19 protein-coding genes and 1 rRNA gene are annotated in these 19,665 nt (G+C 51.4%); 19 read left to right on the top strand and 1 reads right to left on the bottom strand.

What is annotated here, in order from left to right; all coding sequences use genetic code 11:
* Positions 1 to 113: 113 nt before the first annotated feature.
* The 15 genes from rrf to INP77_RS04115 all read left to right on the top strand — a co-directional run bounded on the left by rrf (position 114) and on the right by INP77_RS04115 (position 13,185).
* Positions 114 to 227: ribosomal RNA gene (rrf, locus tag INP77_RS04185) — 5S ribosomal RNA — on the top strand.
* Between the two features lie 355 nt (positions 228 to 582).
* On the top strand, positions 583 to 1,278 hold the full coding sequence (gene ispD / locus INP77_RS04180; RefSeq protein WP_368667900.1) for a 2-C-methyl-D-erythritol 4-phosphate cytidylyltransferase: 696 nt from the start codon (positions 583 to 585) through the stop codon (positions 1,276 to 1,278).
* A 12-nt stretch (positions 1,279 to 1,290) separates the two neighbouring features.
* Entirely contained in the window at positions 1,291 to 1,773 is a 483-nt protein-coding gene (ispF, locus tag INP77_RS04175) for a 2-C-methyl-D-erythritol 2,4-cyclodiphosphate synthase (protein ID WP_194747455.1), read from the top strand.
* Between the two features lie 6 nt (positions 1,774 to 1,779).
* Positions 1,780 to 3,609, top strand: a complete 1,830-nt coding sequence (locus tag INP77_RS04170; protein ID WP_194747454.1) for an ABC transporter ATP-binding protein — start codon at positions 1,780 to 1,782, stop codon at positions 3,607 to 3,609.
* Between the two features lie 187 nt (positions 3,610 to 3,796).
* On the top strand, positions 3,797 to 4,219 hold the full coding sequence (gene gspG, locus INP77_RS04165; protein ID WP_194747452.1) for a type II secretion system major pseudopilin GspG: 423 nt from the start codon (positions 3,797 to 3,799) through the stop codon (positions 4,217 to 4,219).
* Positions 4,220 to 4,224: 5 nt separating this feature from the next.
* A complete protein-coding gene (locus tag INP77_RS04160) occupies positions 4,225 to 5,397 on the top strand; it encodes a type II secretion system F family protein (RefSeq protein ID WP_194747450.1) in 1,173 nt (390 codons plus the stop codon).
* Positions 5,394 to 7,106: a GspE/PulE family protein gene (locus INP77_RS04155; RefSeq protein ID WP_194747448.1), complete on the top strand. Its 1,713-nt coding sequence runs from the start codon at positions 5,394 to 5,396 to the stop codon at positions 7,104 to 7,106. Before INP77_RS04160 ends, INP77_RS04155 begins: the two co-directional genes overlap by 4 nt.
* Positions 7,087 to 7,929 (top strand): hypothetical protein, encoded by an 843-nt coding sequence (locus INP77_RS04150; protein WP_194747446.1) that lies wholly within the window; start codon positions 7,087 to 7,089, stop codon positions 7,927 to 7,929. Before INP77_RS04155 ends, INP77_RS04150 begins: the two co-directional genes overlap by 20 nt.
* Positions 7,913 to 8,491, top strand: coding sequence for a hypothetical protein (locus tag INP77_RS04145; RefSeq protein WP_194747444.1), 579 nt, complete (start codon positions 7,913 to 7,915; stop codon positions 8,489 to 8,491). The genes INP77_RS04150 and INP77_RS04145 overlap by 17 nt, the downstream gene beginning before the upstream one ends.
* Entirely contained in the window at positions 8,488 to 9,105 is a 618-nt protein-coding gene (locus tag INP77_RS04140; RefSeq protein ID WP_194747442.1) for a hypothetical protein, read from the top strand. Before INP77_RS04145 ends, INP77_RS04140 begins: the two co-directional genes overlap by 4 nt.
* Complete coding sequence (locus INP77_RS04135) at positions 9,095 to 9,724, top strand: hypothetical protein (protein WP_194747440.1); 630 nt, start codon at positions 9,095 to 9,097, stop codon at positions 9,722 to 9,724. Before INP77_RS04140 ends, INP77_RS04135 begins: the two co-directional genes overlap by 11 nt.
* Positions 9,721 to 11,748 carry a secretin N-terminal domain-containing protein gene (locus tag INP77_RS04130; protein ID WP_194747438.1) on the top strand — a complete coding sequence of 676 codons (2,028 nt, stop codon included), beginning with the start codon at positions 9,721 to 9,723 and terminating at the stop codon, positions 11,746 to 11,748. The genes INP77_RS04135 and INP77_RS04130 overlap by 4 nt, the downstream gene beginning before the upstream one ends.
* Entirely contained in the window at positions 11,748 to 12,254 is a 507-nt protein-coding gene (locus INP77_RS04125; protein WP_194747436.1) for a type II secretion system protein, read from the top strand. Before INP77_RS04130 ends, INP77_RS04125 begins: the two co-directional genes overlap by 1 nt.
* Positions 12,241 to 12,633, top strand: coding sequence for a type II secretion system protein (locus INP77_RS04120; protein WP_194747434.1), 393 nt, complete (start codon positions 12,241 to 12,243; stop codon positions 12,631 to 12,633). Before INP77_RS04125 ends, INP77_RS04120 begins: the two co-directional genes overlap by 14 nt.
* A 24-nt stretch (positions 12,634 to 12,657) precedes the next feature.
* Positions 12,658 to 13,185 carry a type II secretion system protein gene (locus INP77_RS04115; RefSeq protein WP_194747432.1) on the top strand — a complete coding sequence of 176 codons (528 nt, stop codon included), beginning with the start codon at positions 12,658 to 12,660 and terminating at the stop codon, positions 13,183 to 13,185.
* On the opposite strand, the gene INP77_RS04110 is transcribed toward INP77_RS04115, so the two are convergent.
* Positions 13,182 to 13,829, bottom strand: a complete 648-nt coding sequence (locus INP77_RS04110) for a lytic transglycosylase domain-containing protein (RefSeq protein ID WP_194747430.1) — start codon at positions 13,827 to 13,829, stop codon at positions 13,182 to 13,184. The genes INP77_RS04115 and INP77_RS04110 overlap by 4 nt on opposite strands.
* Positions 13,830 to 14,093: 264 nt before the next feature.
* Between INP77_RS04110 and epsA the strand changes: the two genes are divergently transcribed.
* The 4 genes from epsA (at position 14,094) to INP77_RS04090 (ending at position 19,621) form a co-directional block, all read left to right on the top strand.
* The gene (gene epsA, locus INP77_RS04105) at positions 14,094 to 14,927 is read left to right on the top strand and encodes an XrtB/PEP-CTERM-associated transcriptional regulator EpsA (protein ID WP_194747429.1); all 834 of its coding nucleotides are present in this window, start codon (positions 14,094 to 14,096) and stop codon (positions 14,925 to 14,927) included.
* A gap of 265 nt (positions 14,928 to 15,192) precedes the next feature.
* Positions 15,193 to 15,990 (top strand): PEP-CTERM sorting domain-containing protein, encoded by a 798-nt coding sequence (locus INP77_RS04100; RefSeq protein ID WP_194747428.1) that lies wholly within the window; start codon positions 15,193 to 15,195, stop codon positions 15,988 to 15,990.
* An 83-nt stretch (positions 15,991 to 16,073) separates the two neighbouring features.
* Complete coding sequence (locus tag INP77_RS04095; protein ID WP_194747427.1) at positions 16,074 to 17,579, top strand: hypothetical protein; 1,506 nt, start codon at positions 16,074 to 16,076, stop codon at positions 17,577 to 17,579.
* A 341-nt stretch (positions 17,580 to 17,920) separates the two neighbouring features.
* A complete protein-coding gene (locus INP77_RS04090) occupies positions 17,921 to 19,621 on the top strand; it encodes a ShlB/FhaC/HecB family hemolysin secretion/activation protein (RefSeq protein ID WP_228518686.1) in 1,701 nt (566 codons plus the stop codon).
* Positions 19,622 to 19,665: the final 44 nt, after the last annotated feature.

The following is a 19,665-nucleotide window of genomic DNA, read 5'->3' as shown; positions in this document are numbered from 1 at the left end:
AGTTGTTTCATACCCTGCCCATTGATGCCTGAAAAAGCAAAATCCTTTACTTCTTCCAATTTGTTAAAGCAGGCTGATTCATATCAGCACCATGCATAACATTACCAGTTATGTTTGGGGACAATAGCAGTTTGGAACCACCCCTTCCCATCTCGAACAGGGCCGTGAAACGAACTTGCGCCAATGATAGTGTACTCTTCGTATGCGAAAGTAGGTCATCCCCAAGCTCCTATTCTAAAAAGCCCTCGGCAGCAATGTCGGGGGCTTTTTTATTGCCTGTATCCGGCAGGCAAATGAAATTCAGGCAGAAAAAAACCCGGTGCAAGCACCGGGTTGAAGTGTCTATTAAGATCAACTCAAAATAGACTGCCATGAAAACTTAAGCGCTGCACTGCAGCGTAAAATATAATTGACACCGCTCAAGCGGTTGTTGATCTGCTGCTTCTCCCTCTTTTACACACATCTTAAAAAATACACAGGCGTATGTCATTGACCCAGGTGGGCTATCAAGAAATCTCAGTAAGAGTTTCAGCGGAATAGACGTGTGAGCATAAAGCCTTAAAAGAGACATGTTAAAATGACATGATGTCTCAATACCATGTCTTAATCCCCAGTGCTGGTCGTGGTTCGCGTATGCAATCATCACGACCGAAACAGTATTTACCATTGAATGGTGAGCCGCTGTTGAAGCATGTGATCCAGACATTTGAGTCGTTTGCAGCCATCGCTAGCATTTCGGTGGTTATCGCAGAGGATGATCAGGACTGGCAACCCGCTTTACTTGCGGGATGCCATAAAACACGCGTGCTGCTGTGTGGTGGCGCGACCCGCGCTGAAAGTGTGCTAAACGGATTGCGTGCCCTGAATACTCAAGTTCAGGCGCGAGACTGGATTCTGGTGCATGATGCCGCGCGGCCTGGCATAGATCATGAGATGCTATTACGGTTAATAGACAGCGTGGGTGATGACGATACTGGAGCGATTCTGGCTTTGCCGCTGGCCGATACGCTAAAGCGTGCCGGGACGCAGACCACGATTGCAGAGACCATCCCGCGTAATCATTTATGGCAGGCTCAAACGCCACAAATGTTCAGATATGCGGAGTTGCAATCTGCGCTCAGTCACTCGATCGAAAAACAACCTACCGATGAAGCGCAAGCCATGGAGTGGATGGGACATCACCCAAAACTAGTCCAAGGTAGCCTTAAAAACATGAAAGTCACTTATCCTGACGACCTGCAAGTGGTTGCTGCGTTGATGCAGATGAGCCAGTCATAGAAAGCAAAAAGTATGATTCCTGTGAGAATTGGGCACGGTTTTGACGTGCACGCCCTGGTAACCGGGCGGGATTGCATTATCGGTGGCGTGAATATCCCGCACAGTCATGGACTGGATGGGCATTCGGATGCAGATGTCCTGTTACACGCTATTTGTGATGCCTTGTTAGGGGCTGTCGCGTTGGGAGATATCGGTAAGCATTTTCCACCAACAGATATGCGCTTTAAAGGCATAGATTCACGCGAGCTTTTGCGGCATGTGGTGCGCTTGCTTCACAACAAGGGTTATCTGGTTGGTAACATTGATGCCACGGTGATATGTGAGGCGCCACGACTGGGCAAGCATACTTCGCAGATGTGTATGAACATTGCCAGTGATTGCGATGTGGCGATTGAACAGGTCAACGTCAAAGCGACGACGACTGAAAAGCTGGGCTTCACTGGCCGCAGTGAAGGTATTGCGGCAGAAGCCGTTTGTACTGTGTATTCCAAGTAGTTGATGATGCGATTGTTTAGCCGTTTTGAAGCACTGGTTTCGCCGTTTCCTGCCGAAATCCTGAGGCGCTTGCCTACGCGTTTCTGGCCTTTTATGTGGGCCTGTTCGTATGGGATGCGCCGTTATATTTTAATCATGACGCTGCTGACAGCCTGTATCGGCTCGTTTGAGGCTTTGCTGTTTGCCTTGATGGGCAAGGTGGTCGATAAGTTGACAGCCATCCAACCGTCACAATTATGGACGACACATCAATCTACATTATGGCTAGTGGCGGCGGTATTGGTTGGCAGTACCGTGGTCATTCTGTTCCAGACCTTACTCAAGCATCAGACATTGGCTGGTAACTTCCCAATGCGTTTGCGCTGGCAGTTTCATCAGCATATGCTCAATCAAAGCATGGGGTTTTATCAGGACGAGTTTGCTGGCCGCGTGTCGGCGAAAGTGATGCAGACTGCATTGGCTGTGCGCGAGGTCTGGTTTATTCTGGCCGATATCATGGTGTATGTGTTGCTGTATTTCACTACCATCGTCACGGTGGTGGGCAGCTTTCATCCTTGGATGGTTTTGCCGTTTTTAGGCTGGTTAAGCTTGTATGCCTGCGCGCTGGTTTATTTTATTCCGCGTTTAGCCAAAGTCTCGCAGCATCAGGCAGATGCGCGTTCTCTGATGACCGGCCGGATTACGGATGCCTATACCAATATTTCCACGGTTAAACTGTTTTCGCATGCCGGGCGCGAGGCCTGCTATGCGCAATCTGCCATGCAAGAGTTTCTGGATACCGTGCATGGGCAAATGCGCATGGTGAGCTGTGTCGAGAGTATCAATCACTTTTTAAATATGTGTTTGATCATTGCCAGTGGCAGCATGGTGCTATGGCTGTGGTCACAGGGCCTGGTCGCTGCCGGTGCGGTTGCGGCCGTAATGGCGATGAGCTTGCGCTTAAATGGCATTTCACATTGGGTCATGTGGGAGCTGACCTCGTTGTACGAGCAAATTGGCACCGTACAAGATGGCATGAATACGCTGTCGATTGAAAACCGCGTGCTCGATCAGCCAGATGCCGTCGCGTTAAACGTCCCTAAGGGGGAAGTCGTATTTGAGAAAGTGGAGTTTGCTTATGACAAGCAACCACCGCTCTTGAAGCAGTTTGATTTGCATATCCGCCCCGGAGAGCGTGTCGGCCTGGTCGGCCGCTCTGGCGCGGGCAAGTCTAGCATCGTCAATTTGCTGATGCGGTTTTATGACATTCAGGCCGGGCATATTCGTATCGATGGGCAATCGATCGCCTCAGTGAAACAAGACTCCTTGCGGCAACAGATTGGTATGGTGACGCAGGATACTTCTCTATTACACCGCTCCGTCAGGGAAAATATTTTATATGGCCGCCCAGATGCAAGCGATGAAGAGATGATAGTGGCTGCCAAGCGGGCCGAGGCACATGAATTTATCCTCACCTTGCGCGACGCCAAAGGCCGTACCGGCTATGACGCCCATGTCGGTGAGCGCGGGGTTAAGCTGTCCGGTGGCCAGCGGCAGCGCATTGCCATTGCCCGTGTCATGCTGAAAAATGCACCGATTCTGGTGCTGGATGAGGCCACCAGTGCCCTGGATTCTGAAGTCGAGGTCGCTATTCAACATCATTTGTCGCAGTTGATGGAAGGTAAAACCGTCATTGCGATTGCGCACCGCTTGTCTACCATTGCGGCCATGGACCGATTGATTGTGCTGGATCAGGGGCGGGTGGTCGAAACCGGCACCCATCAGGCCTTGTTGGCGCAAGATGGGATTTACGCCAAATTATGGACGCATCAGAGTGGTGGCTTTTTGGGCGAATAGCCCGTTCAACTACCAGACGTTTCCTTTTCTAATATCACGTTTGAATCATCAGGCCATTCGGCCTGATTTTTTTATGGCTGTGCTTGGCATCGCCTCTGTTCAATTGTGACAGTCTGTCATATTACCGCCACTTTTCTGCAATCTAATCTGCTTAGTATTGTCATCAAATTTTCATGGAGTATTTTCGATGGCTAGTCTTGCTATCCGTTGTAATCGCGGGTTTACCTTGCTGGAGTTATTGGTGGTGATGGTCATTATCGGCCTGTTGGCCGGCTATGTCGGCCCCAAATATTTCCAGCAGATTGGCAAGTCAGAAGTCAAAACGGCCAAAGCGCAGATCGCCGCGCTGGAGCAGGCTCTGGATCAGTTCCGTCTGGATGTCGGGCATTATCCGAGTACCGAACAAGGTTTGACGGCCCTGATGAATAACCCAGATAACCAGCCAAACTGGGCCGGCCCTTATTTGAAAAAAGAAGTGCCCAACGACCCTTGGGGCAAGCCTTACCAATACCGTATGCCCGGCCAGCACGGCGAGTATGATCTCTACAGCCTGGGTAAGGATGGCCAGGTCGGTGGCAGTGACGAAGCGCAGGATATCAGCAACTGGTAAATGCCATGCACTATCAGGCAAAAGTGTTGAATGGCAGCACCCTGACCATGGTGGAGCTGCAAGCCGATGATGAGCAGGATGCTTACGCCCAGTTAAAGGCGAAAGGCTTGTTGCTGGTCTCGCTGCAGGCACAAAAGCAGGGCAAAATAGCCAAGCGCCAGGCGTTTCCGTTGGCTTTGTTCAGCCAGGAGTTGCTGGCCTTGCTCGATTCCGGCTTGAACCTCGTCGAAGCCATTGATGCACTGGCTTTGCGGCAGGATCATACACGCGGTGTTTTACAAGGCATCTTGCAATCACTGCAGCAGGGTAAGTCGTTTTCTGCGGCCCTAGAGCGGCAGTCTGCGGTATTTCCGCCCCTCTACATCGCCACGGTGAAAGCCGCCGAGCGCACGGGCGACCTGGGCAATGCCTTGTCTCGCTATATCGCTTATGACAATCAGGTGTCATTACTCAAAAAGAAAATCGTCAGCGCGTCAATTTACCCGCTGCTGCTCATCGTGGTTGGCGGCTTGGTCATTGCGTTTTTGATGGGCTTTGTCGTGCCTAAATTCAGCAGTGTCTACGAAGGCACGGGGGCAGACTTGCCTTGGATGTCGCAGCTGATGCTGCAATGGGGCAGCCTGATTGCCCAGCATGGCGAGCTCATGTTGACGCTACTGGGCAGTGTATTGGTCATGCTGGTCGTGTTATTGAAACATCCAGCCATGCGGCAGTGGATGTTACGCACCTTGTGGCGTATTCCTGCCATCGGTGAAAAGCTGCAACTCTATCAATTGGCACGCTTTTACCGCACGTTGGGGATGTTGCTGGCGGGAGGGACCCCAGTGATGGTGGCGCTTGATTCGCTGGAAGGATTGCTGGATAGCAGTCTTGCGCTGAGTCTCAAGCAGGCACAAACCATGATTAGCCAGGGCCAACCCCTGTCGCAAGCCTTCCAGGTCAACGGCATGACGACGCCGATTGGCGAGCGCATGTTGCTGGTGGGCGAGCGCGGGGGTAATGTGGCACAAATGATGGACCGCATCGCCAGCTTTTATGATGAAGAGTTGGCACGCTGGATAGACTGGTTTACCCGGCTGTTTGAGCCCTTGCTCATGCTGTTTATTGGCCTGGTGATCGGCGTGGTGGTGCTGTTGCTGTATATGCCCATTTTTGAACTGGCAGGACAAATTCAATGAACCAGCCTCTCCCCAATCAGCACGTGCCTGCTGAGCCACTACAGTCGCTCTCTGCAGAACTATTATCGCAAGCACAAACGCAGGCCTTGCAACAGCAACGGCGCGTGATCGAGGTGCTCGAAGACCTGCTCCCGGTGGACACTGAAATTCTGGTGAGCCAACTGGCTGACTTGCTGCATTACCCGGTCGCCACCATGCGCGATATGCGCGAGTGGCAGGTAGCTTTTGAAGTCATCAGTTATAACGAAGCGCAGCAAAAAGAGTGTCTGGCGTTTTATGACGCGCAAAAAACACTCATTCTCGTGTTTGCTGACCCGTTTAACCGCCAATTGCCGTTGTGGGTACAGCATGCCGTAAAGCAGCCGTTTGTCTGGCAGCTGGCACATCGGCTGGAGATTAGCGCCTACCTCGCGGGTGAAGAAGAGACCATGCGCGCCATGGATGGCGTAGGTTTGCCCAGTGAGCAAATGCAAGAAGGCGAGGACGAGCTGGTCATGCAGCTCTCGCTCAAGTCCATTCACGAAGATGCCAACCCCATCGTCAAGCTGATTAACTCCACCTTATATGATGCCCTCAAAACCGGCGCCAGCGATATCCACCTCGAAACGCATGCAGGCGGTCTGGCCGTGAAATACCGGATTGACGGCGTGATGGCCAGCATCGCCAATAGCCCCGGTCTGGACAGTGCCGAGCAGGCTATTTCGCGGATCAAGGTCATGGCGCAACTCGATATTGCTGAGCGCCGGATTCCGCAAGATGGCCGCTTTAAAGTGCATGCCATGGGCCGCCTGATTGATTTCCGTGTCTCTATCATGCCCAGTGCGTTTGGCGAGGATGCCGTACTGCGGGTGCTGGACCGCAAGGCCTTGACCGAGCAGGCGCAAGGCTTGAGTTTGAAAGCGCTGGGCTTTGATGCCGATGTGATTGCCAGATTCCGCAAATTAGCCAGCGAGCCGTATGGCATGGTGCTGGTCACTGGCCCGACCGGCAGTGGTAAAACCACCTCTTTATATGCCGCCATCTCAGAGGTGAATACGGGGTTTGACAAGATCATCACCATTGAAGACCCGGTTGAGTACCAGTTACCTGGCGTGCTGCAAATCCCGGTCAATGAGAAAAAAGGCCTGACCTTTGCGCGCGGCCTGCGGTCAATTCTGCGGCATGACCCGGACAAGATTATGGTGGGTGAAATCCGCGATGCCGAGACTGCGCAAATTGCCGTCCAAGCGGCGCTGACTGGCCATCTGGTGTTTTCTACCGTGCATGCCAACAGTGTGCTCGATGTCATCGGCCGTTTCATGCATATGGGCGTAGACCCTTACCATTTTGTGTCAGCAGTGAATGGCATTATTGCCCAGCGCCTGGTGCGCGCCTTGTGCCCGCATTGTGCCGAACCGTTTGTGCCGGATGCTGATTTACTGAGTGCCTCTGGCTTAAGTGCTGAGCAGGCCGCCAGCATGCAGTTTATGCATGCCAAGGGCTGTGGCCATTGCCGCGGCACGGGTTACAAAGGCCGTAAAGCGGTGGCCGAAATACTGGTGCTTAATGACGAGTTGCGCGAGATGATTATTGCCCGCCAGCCGATCCGCCAGTTGAAAGAGGCGGCTGCCAGAAATGGCATGCGTACCATCCGCGAGGCGGCGATCAGCGCCGTGGCTGAAGGCATGACCAGTTTGCAGGAGGTTAACCGTGTCACGTTTGTTGCCTGAGTTCAGCGTACTTGGCCTGACGCGGATCCTGGTGTTGTCTGACCAGTTGCAGGCCGAACATATTCCGGCGGGCTTTGCTTCGTCCCCTGTCTTTGCGACGACTGCCTGGTCAGGCGCAGATGCGCTTGCGCTGCAGCCAGCATTACAGGCAGTGCTGGCACAGTTGCCAGCCACACGCTGGCAAAAGATAGAACTCTATCTCGCTGACCAGCATGTGCATCTGATGCGCTTGCCTGCCATGACCCAAGGTCTGCAGGCATTTGACTGGAGCGGGCAGGATCAGCAAGCCTATGCGCGCGCCATGCTTATGCAAACTTATGGTGAAGCCGCACGTAGCTGGCCTTTCCGCTTACAGGATGTTTGCCAACCACAAGATAGCCTGCTGGTGGCTATCCCGGTGTTGCAGACACTGGATTGGACTGCGTTGTTACGTCCGCATGCCCTGCAATGGCAGGTGCAAGCCTATGCTTGCGCCTTGTGGGCCAACACTAGGCTGCCCAAAACCGGCACCGTGCTAACCGCAGAGCCGCAAATGCTCAGACTGTTGCAGCTTGAGCAAGGTCGTATCATGCATGTGGCCGGGCTGGCGACCTCTCTGCAGGCAGTGGAAACCATGGCAGACTGGGTGTTGCGTGAGCGTACCTTGCTGGGCGTGCAGGCGTCAGCATGTTACTGGGTAACCGAGCCCGGCAACCACAGGGCGTTAAATACCGGTCATCGCCTCAAACAAGCTTTGGCGGGCCAGGTCAACTGGCAGCTGTTGCCATCAGCGAGATCACTCACTCAGTTGCGTCAGGAGGTCAGTCATGTGGCCGCAGCCTGAGTATCATATGGATTTTGCGCGTCCGTTATTTGCCTGGCAACGTGTGCGTTGGCCAGGACTGGCGCTGGTGGCAGCATTATTGATGACGGTATGGCTCACCTATGCCGAAGAGGCCGAGCAAACCTCTCACTTGCAGTTACTCACAGCGCGGCAGCAGCAACTGACCGAGCAGCAGTCCGCAATGCAGGGCGCTGCACCGCGTACTGAGCAACACCCACTGAGTCAAGCCAACATCAAGCCGGTAGCGGTATTAAGCCAGCCGCAACAAAAGGCGGCGCAAAAAATTGTGCAGCAACTCAATGTGCGCTGGTTTGACTTGTTGCAGGCGCTAGAAGCGAGCCAGGTCGCCGATATCGCGTTGTTGCAATTGACCCCTGATGCCAATCGCGGCCAATTTGTGTTGTCGGGCGAGGCGAAGAGCTACGCGGCGTTATTGAATTATGTGAGTCACTTGCAAGGCCTGACGACGCTGCATGAGGTGCATTTGCAAAAACACCAGGTCAATGACAGCCATCCGCAGCGCCCGGTCAGCTTCGAAATTCAAGGGGGCTGGCAACCATGAAATCGGCACGTATGTTCTCGGCCCTGACTATGGTCTGGCTGCTACGGCGTGCGGCTTGGTATCTTGGCTGGCTGCCCATGCTGATGAGCGTCTTGTTGCTCATCTTATGGGGCGTGTTGTCGCAGCAGCAGTCTGCCACAACGGCGCAAATTGCCTTGCTCACGCAAGCCATCCAGCAGCTTGAGAGTCAAGCGGTAGCACCTGTGGCCCCGGTCTCAACCGTCATTGTCAAACCGGAGGTGAGCGAAAGTGCGCCGGAATACCTGGCCGCCTTATGGCAGCAATTACCAGAGTTTGCCGACCTGTCGCCACGCATGATGCAGATTGCGCGCCTGGCGCAAAAACGCCAGATGGCCTTGAATGTGGGCGATTACCAGTGGCAACTGCATGCCGCCAGTGACGCCACGCAGGAGATTCAGCAATATGACATGCGCTTCAATATTCAGACCGATTACCTGACTTGCCGGCAGTTTATTGTCGATGTGTTGCGGCAATATCCTGCCATGGCCTTGACTGGCCTCGAGTTGCGCAAAAACGAGACCATGCAGCCGATGCTGGACGCGACGCTGACGTTTTCAGTGTTTATCCGGGGAGGGCGCAAGCATGGCAGTTAGCGCCAAATCCTCGACTTCGCCCGTGATTTGGCTGGCCTTGCTGTTGACGTTGGGCCTGGTCTACTGGCAATGGTCGGCAGCGCCTCAAGCGGAGCTTGATCTGGTTGCGGTCAGACCTGCCAAGAAAGTAGCAGTGGCTGAGTCTGTGCCAGTCAGCGCGGATACGCATCAGCCGTCAGCGCGTGTGGCGAGCAGTCAAACTGCCAGCCCTCAAGTGGAAACCGCTGCCATGCCAGAGGCCGCGTATTTCAAGCGCCAGTTACCCGCGGGCAAGCCTGCGCATGTGCTATTTGCGGCGCATGAATGGTTACCGCCCCCGGTCAAGCCGCCCCCACCGCCTCCGCCGCAGGCGCCGCCTTTGCCTTATAGCTATGTCGGTAGTCTCAAGGAGATGCCGGGGGGCGACTTGGTGATTTTAATGCAGCAGAAAAAGATGTTGATGCCCAAACTGGGCTCTCAGGTCGATACGCAATGGCGCTTGGACCGCGAGGATATGCTGGCGGTGTATTTCACCTACCTGCCATTAAACAAAGGGGTGGTGTTGAGTAAAAGCAAAGCCGCAACCACGCGTCAGGTTGAGCCAGAAAACAATCCAACAGAAGAAATGTTAAACCAATGAATGTTTTGAATCCAAGTCTGCGATCATGGTCAAGCGTGCCACGCAGTTTGTCTTTCGCTGCCTGTACGCTGGTACTGTCATCGTGCGGCCTGTTTCCGCCCAAACTGACGGCGACGACCCCGGAAGGCAAAGTCCAAGAGCTGGCCCAACAGGTGGCAGAGCATCCTGCGGATGTGACTTTGCGCAACCGCTGGTTTCGCGAGCGTGAGCTGGCAATCAACGCCTTGCTGGCGGACGCCGCTGCGGCAGATGCCAAAGGCGATATTGCCACCGCCAAGCAAGCTTATGCCCGCATCCTGACGCTGGATCCTTATCAACCTAAAGCGCTGGATTATGCGCGTGCCAGTGATCGTGAAATTGTGCTGCGCAAGCAGTTAGAGATTGCCAAGCAGCATATCAACCAGCCCAAGCAGGCACTCAAGGAAGTGCGGGATATTTTGTTGGAGCAACCGACCAATAGCGAAGCCCAGGCGCTGGAAAAGCAACTGATAGCCATGGAGCCGCGTGCACGTGCCAGCCTGCCGCAATTGCAAACCGCCATCAACAAACCGGTCACGCTGGAATTGCGGGATGCCAACATCAAGGTAGTGTTTGAGGCATTGTCCAAAGCCACCGGGATTAATTTTGTGCTGGATAAAGACATTAAAGCCGAGACCAAGGCCTCGGTGTTCGTCAAGAAAATGCCAATTGAAGAGGCGGTGGAGATGGTGCTAGCCAGCAACGGCTTGCAGAAAAAAGTGCTGTCACCCACCAGTGTGTTGGTGTATCCGGCCACCCAGCAAAAGAACAAGGACTATCAGGACCTGTTGATCCGTAACTTTTATTTTGCCAACACCAGTGCCAAGCAGTGCGCGGATATGTTACGGACGATTTTAAAAATCCGTGATGTGTATGTCGATGAGCGCCTGAACATGCTGGTGTTGCGTGACCGGCCGGAAGTGTTGGCCTTGGCAGAAAAAATGATCAAGGCGCAGGATATTGCCGACCCTGAGGTCATGCTCGAAATTGAGGTGATGGAAGTCACGCGTGGCAAGTTGCAACAACTGGGCATCAGCTATCCCACCTCACTCACGGTGCTTAATAGCCCTTTGACGCTGGAAGCGCTCAAGAGCATCAAGTCGAGTGATATTGGCGTCAGCCCTAACCCTGGCGTACAGTTCAAAACCACAGACAGTGATTTGAATCTGTTATCCAATCCGCGTATCCGCGTCAAAAATAACGAAAAAGCCAAGGTGCTGGTGGGTAACAAGGTACCAGTGATCACCACTAACACCACGGCCAATGTGGGGACCTCCGAGAGCGTGTCCTATGTCGATGTTGGCCTCAAGCTCGAGGTCGAGCCGCGCATCATGCTGGATGATTTTGTCAGCATCAAGGTGAACCTCGAAGTCAGCTCACTGGGTGAGGCTGTGACCTTGAGCAATAACTCCAAGGTTTACAATATTGGTACCCGCAATGCCAGCACCATCCTGCGGCTTAAGCATGGCGAAACGCAGATCCTGGCCGGCTTGATCCAGGATTCCGAGCGCAAGAACGCAACCAAATTACCTGGGCTGGGCGAAATCCCGATCTTGGGCCGCCTGTTCTCCAACAACACCGATGACAAGAGTAAAACAGAAATTGTGTTGGCGATTACGCCCAAGGTTATCAGTAACGTCACTTTGCCAGAAGCCACCTTCTCTGAGTACTGGAGTGGCACCGACAGCGTGATTTCAGACAAACCACTGATGAACAGCATGCCTGCTGCGCCTTCACTCAATCGTAGCCAGCAAATCCGTGAGCTGCAGTTACAGCGACAAAATGAGTTAAATGAGGGCAGCAGCACACCTGCCAATGAGCCCGCCAATGATACGCCTGACGCTGCGCCGCCGCCTGAACCGGCCTTACCCGCGCCAGACACGACACCGGCCAATATAAACGCCGCGCCACAAGCGACGCCCTCAGCGGATGGTCTTTCAAACAATATCAGGGACTTGCCCGAACAGGGCACGACCAGTTTGCCAGCGCCCAAGGAGATCCCCTGATGCGCCAACGCGCGTGCTTGCAGTCTAGTGCTTGCCCAGGCTGTGGATTCACGTTGATTGAGCTCATGGTGTCACTGGCGATTATCGCCATCATGGCCAGCATTGCCACGCCCATGATACAAGTCACCGTGCAGCGGCAAAAAGAACAACAGTTGCGTACACATTTGCATGATATCCGCCGCGCGATTGATGCCTATAAAAAGGCGGCGGAGGATGGCCGTGTGAAAAAAAATTCAGATGCCAGCGGTTACCCGCCCAACTTGCAAGTGTTGGTCGAGGGCGTCGACGATCTTAAAGACCCCAAGCACAAAAAATTACGTTTTTTAAGGCGCATCCCTTTTGATCCCATGCTCAATAAGCGCGACGACACTGCACCAGTGGCGGCTTGGGGCTTGCGTAGTTATGACAGTCCACCCGACCAGCCGCGCTATAACCAGGATGTCTATGATGTGTATTCACTGAGCCCGCGCATCGGCCTGAATGGAGTTCCCTATGCGCAGTGGTAATCGTTGGCGGCGGTGGCGTGGTTTCACTCTGGTGGAATTATTGGTGGTGCTGTCGATTTTAGCCTTGTTACTGTCGCTGGCACTACCGCGCTATTTTTCTGGTGTACAACGCGCCAAAGAGCAGGCGCTCAAACAACAGTTAATTACCACGCGCAAGGCGCTGGATGAGTTTTATGCCGATCAGGGGCAATACCCGGAAAGCTTGCAGGAGCTAGTGGACAAGCGCTATCTGGACAAATTACCTTGGGACCCTATCTCGGAGCATAACGATACCTGGGTAATTACACCGCCAGAGCTGCCTTTGCTGGGTGGCGTTTATACCTTGCATAGCAGTGCGACCGGCCAGGCTTCGGATGGCAGCGCCTATACGGACTGGTAATGGGCCAGGGCTATGTCGCTTGATATGAGGCCTGTTAAACCAGCAGTCACCTATCCGCGTGGCAGCGTATTCCTGCGAGGCTTTTCGTATTTAGGCATCATGGTCACCCTGGCGATTGCCGCCATTGCCATGCAGGGCGCGGCCAGCCTTTGGCAGCAACAGTCCCAGCGCAGCAATGAGGCCCTCTTGCTTGAGGTGGGAGAGGCTTACCGGCTGGCAATCGGCCGCTATTATGAATCTACGCCGCAAGCCGTTAAACAATACCCGGCGAGTCTGGAAGAGCTGTTAGAAGACAAACGGTTTCCTGTGCCAAAAAGACATCTGCGCAAAGTGTACGCAGACCCCTTTGCGGTCAAGCAGGGCATGCGTCTGATCCTCAGGGATGGGCGCATCATCGGCGTTTACAGTCCGTCTACGCTTGTGCCCATTTGTCGCAATGGTTTTCAGGATGCGCAGGCCGACTTTCAGGCGGCCAAGCATTACAGTGACTGGAAGTTTGTATATGAGCCGAATAGTCTGGCCAGTTTGGAAGAGGCCTGGGCCAACCGCTAATGCAGCGGCTGGATGAGTTTGGACTTAAATACCTGATAGTAGCGCAATACCTTAGGCACATATTGCTGAGTCTCAGCATAAGGCGGCACCGTCCGCTGATGCGATTTGACCGCTTGCGGCCCGGCATTGTAAGCCGCCAGTGCCAGCACCACATCGCCTTCAAACAAGTCCATGAGTTGCTTTAAATAGCGGGATCCCCACAAGATTTGCTGCGAGGCCGACCAGGCACGCACCGGGGTAGGGGTCAGCGTTTTAGCAGTGGCAGGCATCACCTGCATCAGGCCATAAGCACCTTTGGGCGAGGTGGCTTTGGCATCGTAGCCAGACTCGGTAGCAATCACGGCATGAATCAGTGCGGGCTCGAGTTGTGTGACTTGTGCCGCCGCTTGTACTTCTGCCTGATAGGGCAAGTGCGCTGAGGACCAACGAGACCCCGTCAAGGTTTTGCGCCCGTCGTCTGTAATTACTGGCTCGGTTTCTGTGTCCGTCCCCCCGGTATTGCTGATCACAATTTCTGTGTCATCAGAAGGGTCTAGTACAATTTGTCCGGCCAGATGTTCAATCGCGTCAGCCGCGTGTGCTGGAATGCACACCAGTAAGGTGAGCACAAAAAATACACGCAATTTGACTACGAGGTTTCGCATTTCTCAATAGTCTCATGCGCAAGTGACATTCTTAAGACACGTAGACTGGTTATATTGTTAATGAGCGCTCAGTGCGTGAATGCTTCGATAACCATTGCTGTTGCTTGATGACTGCTTTGTCTGATGAATTTCTCTCTTCGTAAAGAATAGTCCGCGTATTAATCCATTGTCATTAATTCATCAACAAACTGACGCTGTGCAATCATTTTTGTGTCACAAATTTTAAGCACACTTGCTGCACATTTATATCAATGTGCACAACACATGGACACCATAATCACAGGGAACGATCAGGCCAATGATCAATGGACGTTGGCACTGAATGAGGAACAACGCACGCTATTTATGGAGGTGATCGAGGAATCACTTCGTCTGCAAAATCGTGCACATTTATTTAACTGGCTGCAGCGTGGCTTTCAATATTTGCTTGCCCACGAAGTGGTGATTATCGCTGTGCGTGGCATGGAGCGTGCCAGTTACGATTACGAGTATCTGACCTCTAGTCGTTATTTCGGTGATGCGCAGTTCGATCTGGTGTTGCACGAACAAGACGGTCTTGTTAATCAGGCTTTTATGCAGTGGGGAAAACTTGGTACCCCTCTGTTCTATACCACCGAACACGCATCACAGGTTCATAGTCATTATGCAATAGAACAAATTGCTGCCGAGCCTATGCTAGCTTCTGAGCTTAAACGGTTCGTGGTGCATGGATTTGGCAATGAACACAGTCGGATTGCCACCATGGTGATGTTTGGTCGCTTGAGCTCTCCATCCAACGCACGTACTGCACATCTGCTTGAGTTGTTGATGCCACACTTGCACTGTGCGATTGTCAAAGTCACCTCTAACAAATGCCCATCTGTATTATCAACCGCAACCAAAAACGGTCGAGTCAAGCCGTTAAGCAAGCGCGAGGTCGAGGTGCTTGAGTGGTTGCTGGTCGGAAAAACCAATTGGGAAATTGGCAATATTATGCAAGTCAGCCCGCTCACAATCAAAAACCACGTCCAGAATATTTTGCGTAAGCTCGATGTTGAAAATCGTAGTCAGGCTGCGAGCAAGGCGCTAAAACTAGGGTTAATTCATAGAAAGCAGTAAACCTGCTGTCGTTTATTTCGTACCGTCCTCAAGCCTATATAGTCCGATAGGACTAGTCTTTGTTGAATGGATGTCATCTCCTCTCCTTAAACTCTGCTGGATTCATCGACTGGCAAATTATTTTGTTTTGAACTAGTCCATGTGGACTAACTGCAAATCATATGTATGACATGCCAGCCTGACAATATTTCTGATGTTGTGTTTTAAATCGCCATCTTGATGGTCTGTTCTTTCAGCTGTTTTTAATAATTCTTAGGAGAGGTTTATGAAATTTCAATATAAAGCATTGGTAGCCGCGTTGGCGTTGTCTACAGCATCCTTGTCTGCACAGGCGGCGTTTGATCTGAACGCAAGTGGAGACTCCAGTTTCTTCCTGACTGTAGTTGATAACACCAATAATGTTTCTGCATTGTTTGATCTTGGTTTTAATAATAGCCAGTTCAGCGCTATGGTTTCCCAAGCAACAGCAAATGGTGGTGTATTGAGCTGGGATCTGACAAAAGGTGACTACGCAAGCGCATGGAGCAGCTTCTGGTCAATTGCCCAAGATAATGCTGCTTTGCAATGGGGTGTAATGTCTGCTGACAACACAGGTGGTGCAGCAGGTTCGAGAAACGTTATCACTACTTATGCATCAGGTACCAAGTTTGTTTCAACTACGCAAATGCAATCATCATTAACAAACTTTGATGACTATTTGAAAGCTAACCAGAGCTTAGGTAACCACGCTGATGTTGCAAATGGTGCTAGTACTGCTACAGCAGGAGCAGCTTTTGCTGAAAGTAAGGCCTATGGCACATCTGGTCGTATTAATGGTACTGGCTACGATACAACAAAACGCCTGGGTGAGGTAGCTGATATTCGTCAAGTGTTTACAGGCGCTAACGCACCTGCTCCAGTTACAGAATTTACACTGGGCAATGCAAATGGCCGCTATACATTTAGCCTGAGCAGTGCCGGTGTGTTGACCTTTGCTGCTCCTGTTCCAGAAGCTGACAGCTACGCCATGTTGTTGGCAGGTTTGGGTGTGATTGGTCTGGTTGCACGTCGTCGCAAGGCTTAAGAACAACATTAAAAGCCATGAATTGAAAGCCAGCCAAAAGCTGGCTCCTCATCATATAGATACTTTTACTGAAGGAAGCGAAAATGTTTACATTAAATAAACTGTTGCTGGCTGTTGCTGGCACTTTGATGGCAGGTCAAGTATTTGCTGTGCCAGTGACGCCAGATGATATTAAATCAGCCAAGCAAAATGGCAGCCTGCATGAAGCTTGGATTTCAGGCGCTTCTGCACCTACATACAATGTGTTCCAGGGGTTTGCTGCTGGTTGTGATCCAGATACCTTGTCATTCTTCCATGATCAAACAACCACAAATGCTGTAAGACCAGGCTCTGCAGGCGATAACCTTGGTTATGCTTGTAAGCGTGGCGGCACTGTTTCAGTGTTGTATCACACCATTGCTGGTGGCTCTTATAACGCATTTGCGCCCCACGTTGATGGCGTTAAATTAACTCGTCTTAAAAATCTGAATAGCTTATCCAACAACGGCTGTGTGGCTGGGCCTACTATCCGTGTGAATGACAACCAGACTGCTGTTCGTGTTTATCGTACTTGTGCTACTGGCGTTGGTGCAACTCTAAATGACAATGCACCAACCTTGCCAGCAGGTGGTTTTTCTGATGTTGAAGCGCAATTGTTTGGCAAAGATGTCAGTGCTGTGGGTTCACAAGCACCTGCTAACGTAGGTCAGGTATTTGGTGTTGCAGTGTCTGCCCCTCTGTATCGCGCATTGCAAACTGCACAAAAAATTGCCAAAAATACTGATGCGTTAGACCCAGGTTTCGATCCAGAAAACGCACCTAGTATCAGCAGCGCGCAATACACGGCCTTGATTACTGGTACTTATACTGACTGGAACAATATTGTTCCAAGAGCTACTTGGGACAATATTATTGGGAGCAATAAAACGGCTCAAATACGTATTGGTCGTCGTGTCGATACTTCAGGTACACAAGCCTCTTCAAATGCGTTCTTCTTGAAGAACCCATGTAATGGTGATCCTGCGATTTTGGGTGCATTGCCTCCACAATCTGCAGCATCTGCTGCAAGCCTTGAGGTTCCTACATACATCGTGACTGAGGATTCCTCTACCTCTTCACTGAAGTCCAAGTTCAAAAATTCCACATCAACACAAGAAGATGATTATGTAATTGGCATTATGTCGCTGGAAAACAACTGGCGTACAGAAGTTAATACTGCACGCAATGGTTACCGTTTTATCAAGGTTGATGGAATTCACCCTGAAATGCCACAAGCAGGGAAGACTTACGCTGCTCAGGAAGCTGTGAATGGCGTATTGGTAGACGTAACAACGACTAAGTATGATCCAAATGCCCGTTTCAATGCTGCCAATGGCCAGTATGGTTTCCACATGGAAATGGTTTCATTTGTGGCTAACTCCGCTGCTGGTACTTTTGGTGAGACAGTGATTGGTGAGATCGTGGGTGCATTTGCAGGCTTGGCTTGTGCTGATGTTCCACGTGGTTTGACATTGAACCCACTGGCCGGCTCATCATGCGTCGCTGGTGAAGAAGTGGCAAAAATGACACGCAGTGGTAACAATTGCCAAGCAAACCAGATGTTGTTCTAAGTCATAGTAATCACTACGATCAAAAGTCGTAGTATGCTGATTTAAAGCACACCTTACCAGGTGTGCTTTTTTATTTATGCTCTGGTTTTTGAATACTCGTTGATGTATACACAGCACCATTCAAACGCATTTTTCAGCCACCCACTGATTCATTGATTCGCATTCGATTGCTATAGAAACGACTTGATCTCATCGGATCGCTGCAATGACCCACTCGGGCTAACCAAATCAGCCACCGGACTAGTCCGCATTTCATCTTTGTGACACGGTGTGCTCTCAAAATGGCAAGCCTTAAGAAGCGCCTTTGGCGATTCAACTGATTTTGAAAGGGCTTGCAATTGTTGCTACGTGTAATAACTTTGACCTGTGCGCTTTGGTCTTTTGCCTTGTATGCGGAGGAGACCGAGCTATCTGCACCAAAACCGATGAATGCATGGGGCACAACAATTAGCGACGAGGCTAAGGCGAAAGCACTGGTCGAACCACAAGCAGAAAACAAAGATCAGTTTGATATTTTTGAATATGTGATTGAGGGCAATACTGTTCTGGGTATTTCTGACATTGAAAAAGCGGTTTACCCCTATCTTGGAGAGCAACGCACGATTGAAGATGTCGAGAAGGCACGCAGTGCGCTTGAGAAAGCGTTTCATGATGCGGGTTATCTCACCGTATTTGTGAATATTCCCGAGCAGGAAGTCAATGCAGGGCTTGTGAAGCTGGACGTGCTGGAAGGCAGGGTTGAGCGGCTCAATGTGGTTGGCTCCCGGTACTACTCTCTCGGTAAGATCAGACAAAGTGTGACCGAGTTCAAGGAAGGTCAGGTTCCACATTTTCCAACTGTGCAGAAACAAATTGCCTCAGTGAATATCAATCAGGATCGTGTTGTAGCGCCTGTGTTGCGCCCTGGCAAAACACCTGGCATGGTCGAAGTGGATTTGAAAGTAGACGACAAGCTTCCATTACACGCCAGTATGGAATACAACAATCGCTATACGCCTAACACGACTAAAACGCGGCTTTCCGGCAACTTGAGATACGACAATCTATGGCAGAGCGATCATAGCCTTGGTTTAGGTTTTCAGGTGACCCCTGAAGATACAAATCAGGTCAAGGTCTTTTCAGCCACCTATGTGATCCCTTATGCCGGAGACTACTGGGCCATTTATGGTGCGGTTAATGAAAGTGATATTAGTGCGGTGGGTGATTTGAATGTGGTCGGCAGGGGGGATTTGTACGGACTGCGCTACATCCATCCGATGCCTAGCCCGATTTCTGGATTTAATCACAATGTGACACTCGGTGTCGATTACAAGGATTTTCAGCAAAATACTCGGCGATTGGGTGCCGACTTAGACAGTAATCCGATTACTTACTTGCCTTTTTTGATTGGCTACAACGGCAATCTATCTACCTCTGCAAGTACAACCAAACTGGACTTGAACTTTGTGTTTTCTACCAAAGCGTTGGTCAATGATGAAAAAGAGTTTGCACTTAGGCGTTATTTGGCGCGGCCAAATTTTTCTTATTTGCGCGGTCAGCTTGAGCACACACACACCTTGCCATACCAATGGCAAGCCTACGGTTCTATTGGTGGTCAGGTCACAGGTGACTCTTTGGTTTCCAATGAGCAGTTCTTTTTGGGTGGCCTAGATACCGTACGCGGCTTTCTTGAAGCCAGTGCGCTCGGTGACAATGGTGCCAACCTCACGATGGAGTTGCGGACACCGCCCTTGCAAAAATATGTTGGCTCTTGGGTGAAAGAGTTACGCCTGCTGGGTTTTTATGACTATGGTCTGGCCAAAACACGTAATCCACTTTCTTTTGCCGACGACAGGATTTCACAAATTGAGCGCTATATTTTGTCGTCTTATGGATTTGGCGTAGATGTAAAAGGCTTGCGAGGGTTATTTATGCGGCTGGATTTTGCCCGCGTTTTGCAGTCAAGCTGGGAGCTTGAAAATGGGCGGAGAGCAACCAAACCTGCTGGTATGTATGAAAGCGGTGATACGCGGTTGCATTTTAGAGTGGGTTTCGACTGGTAATACAAAAACTGACTTTTGTCAGTGGGTTCCTGAAGTATATGAGG

Origin of the sequence: Methylophilus sp. 13 (assembly GCF_015354335.1) — a bacterium.
Taxonomy (GTDB): domain Bacteria; phylum Pseudomonadota; class Gammaproteobacteria; order Burkholderiales; family Methylophilaceae; genus Methylophilus; species Methylophilus glucosoxydans.
Note: the sequence above shows the minus strand (reverse complement) of the source record. Positions and strands in the feature narration are given on the sequence as shown.

Coding starts and splice junctions, on each gene's coding strand:
- ispD (WP_368667900.1), top strand. CDS start 583: ATGATGTCTCAATACCATGTCTTAATCCCCAGTGCTGGTCGTGGTTCG.
- INP77_RS04145 (WP_194747444.1), top strand. CDS start 7,913: ATGTGGCCGCAGCCTGAGTATCATATGGATTTTGCGCGTCCGTTATTT.
- INP77_RS04110 (WP_194747430.1), bottom strand. CDS start 13,829: ATGCGAAACCTCGTAGTCAAATTGCGTGTATTTTTTGTGCTCACCTTA.
- gspG (WP_194747452.1), top strand. CDS start 3,797: ATGGCTAGTCTTGCTATCCGTTGTAATCGCGGGTTTACCTTGCTGGAG.
- INP77_RS04140 (WP_194747442.1), top strand. CDS start 8,488: ATGAAATCGGCACGTATGTTCTCGGCCCTGACTATGGTCTGGCTGCTA.
- INP77_RS04130 (WP_194747438.1), top strand. CDS start 9,721: ATGAATGTTTTGAATCCAAGTCTGCGATCATGGTCAAGCGTGCCACGC.
- INP77_RS04125 (WP_194747436.1), top strand. CDS start 11,748: ATGCGCCAACGCGCGTGCTTGCAGTCTAGTGCTTGCCCAGGCTGTGGA.
- INP77_RS04120 (WP_194747434.1), top strand. CDS start 12,241: ATGCGCAGTGGTAATCGTTGGCGGCGGTGGCGTGGTTTCACTCTGGTG.
- INP77_RS04135 (WP_194747440.1), top strand. CDS start 9,095: ATGGCAGTTAGCGCCAAATCCTCGACTTCGCCCGTGATTTGGCTGGCC.
- INP77_RS04095 (WP_194747427.1), top strand. CDS start 16,074: ATGTTTACATTAAATAAACTGTTGCTGGCTGTTGCTGGCACTTTGATG.
- INP77_RS04115 (WP_194747432.1), top strand. CDS start 12,658: ATGAGGCCTGTTAAACCAGCAGTCACCTATCCGCGTGGCAGCGTATTC.
- INP77_RS04155 (WP_194747448.1), top strand. CDS start 5,394: ATGAACCAGCCTCTCCCCAATCAGCACGTGCCTGCTGAGCCACTACAG.
- INP77_RS04100 (WP_194747428.1), top strand. CDS start 15,193: ATGAAATTTCAATATAAAGCATTGGTAGCCGCGTTGGCGTTGTCTACA.
- epsA (WP_194747429.1), top strand. CDS start 14,094: ATGGACACCATAATCACAGGGAACGATCAGGCCAATGATCAATGGACG.
- INP77_RS04160 (WP_194747450.1), top strand. CDS start 4,225: ATGCACTATCAGGCAAAAGTGTTGAATGGCAGCACCCTGACCATGGTG.
- INP77_RS04170 (WP_194747454.1), top strand. CDS start 1,780: ATGCGATTGTTTAGCCGTTTTGAAGCACTGGTTTCGCCGTTTCCTGCC.
- ispF (WP_194747455.1), top strand. CDS start 1,291: ATGATTCCTGTGAGAATTGGGCACGGTTTTGACGTGCACGCCCTGGTA.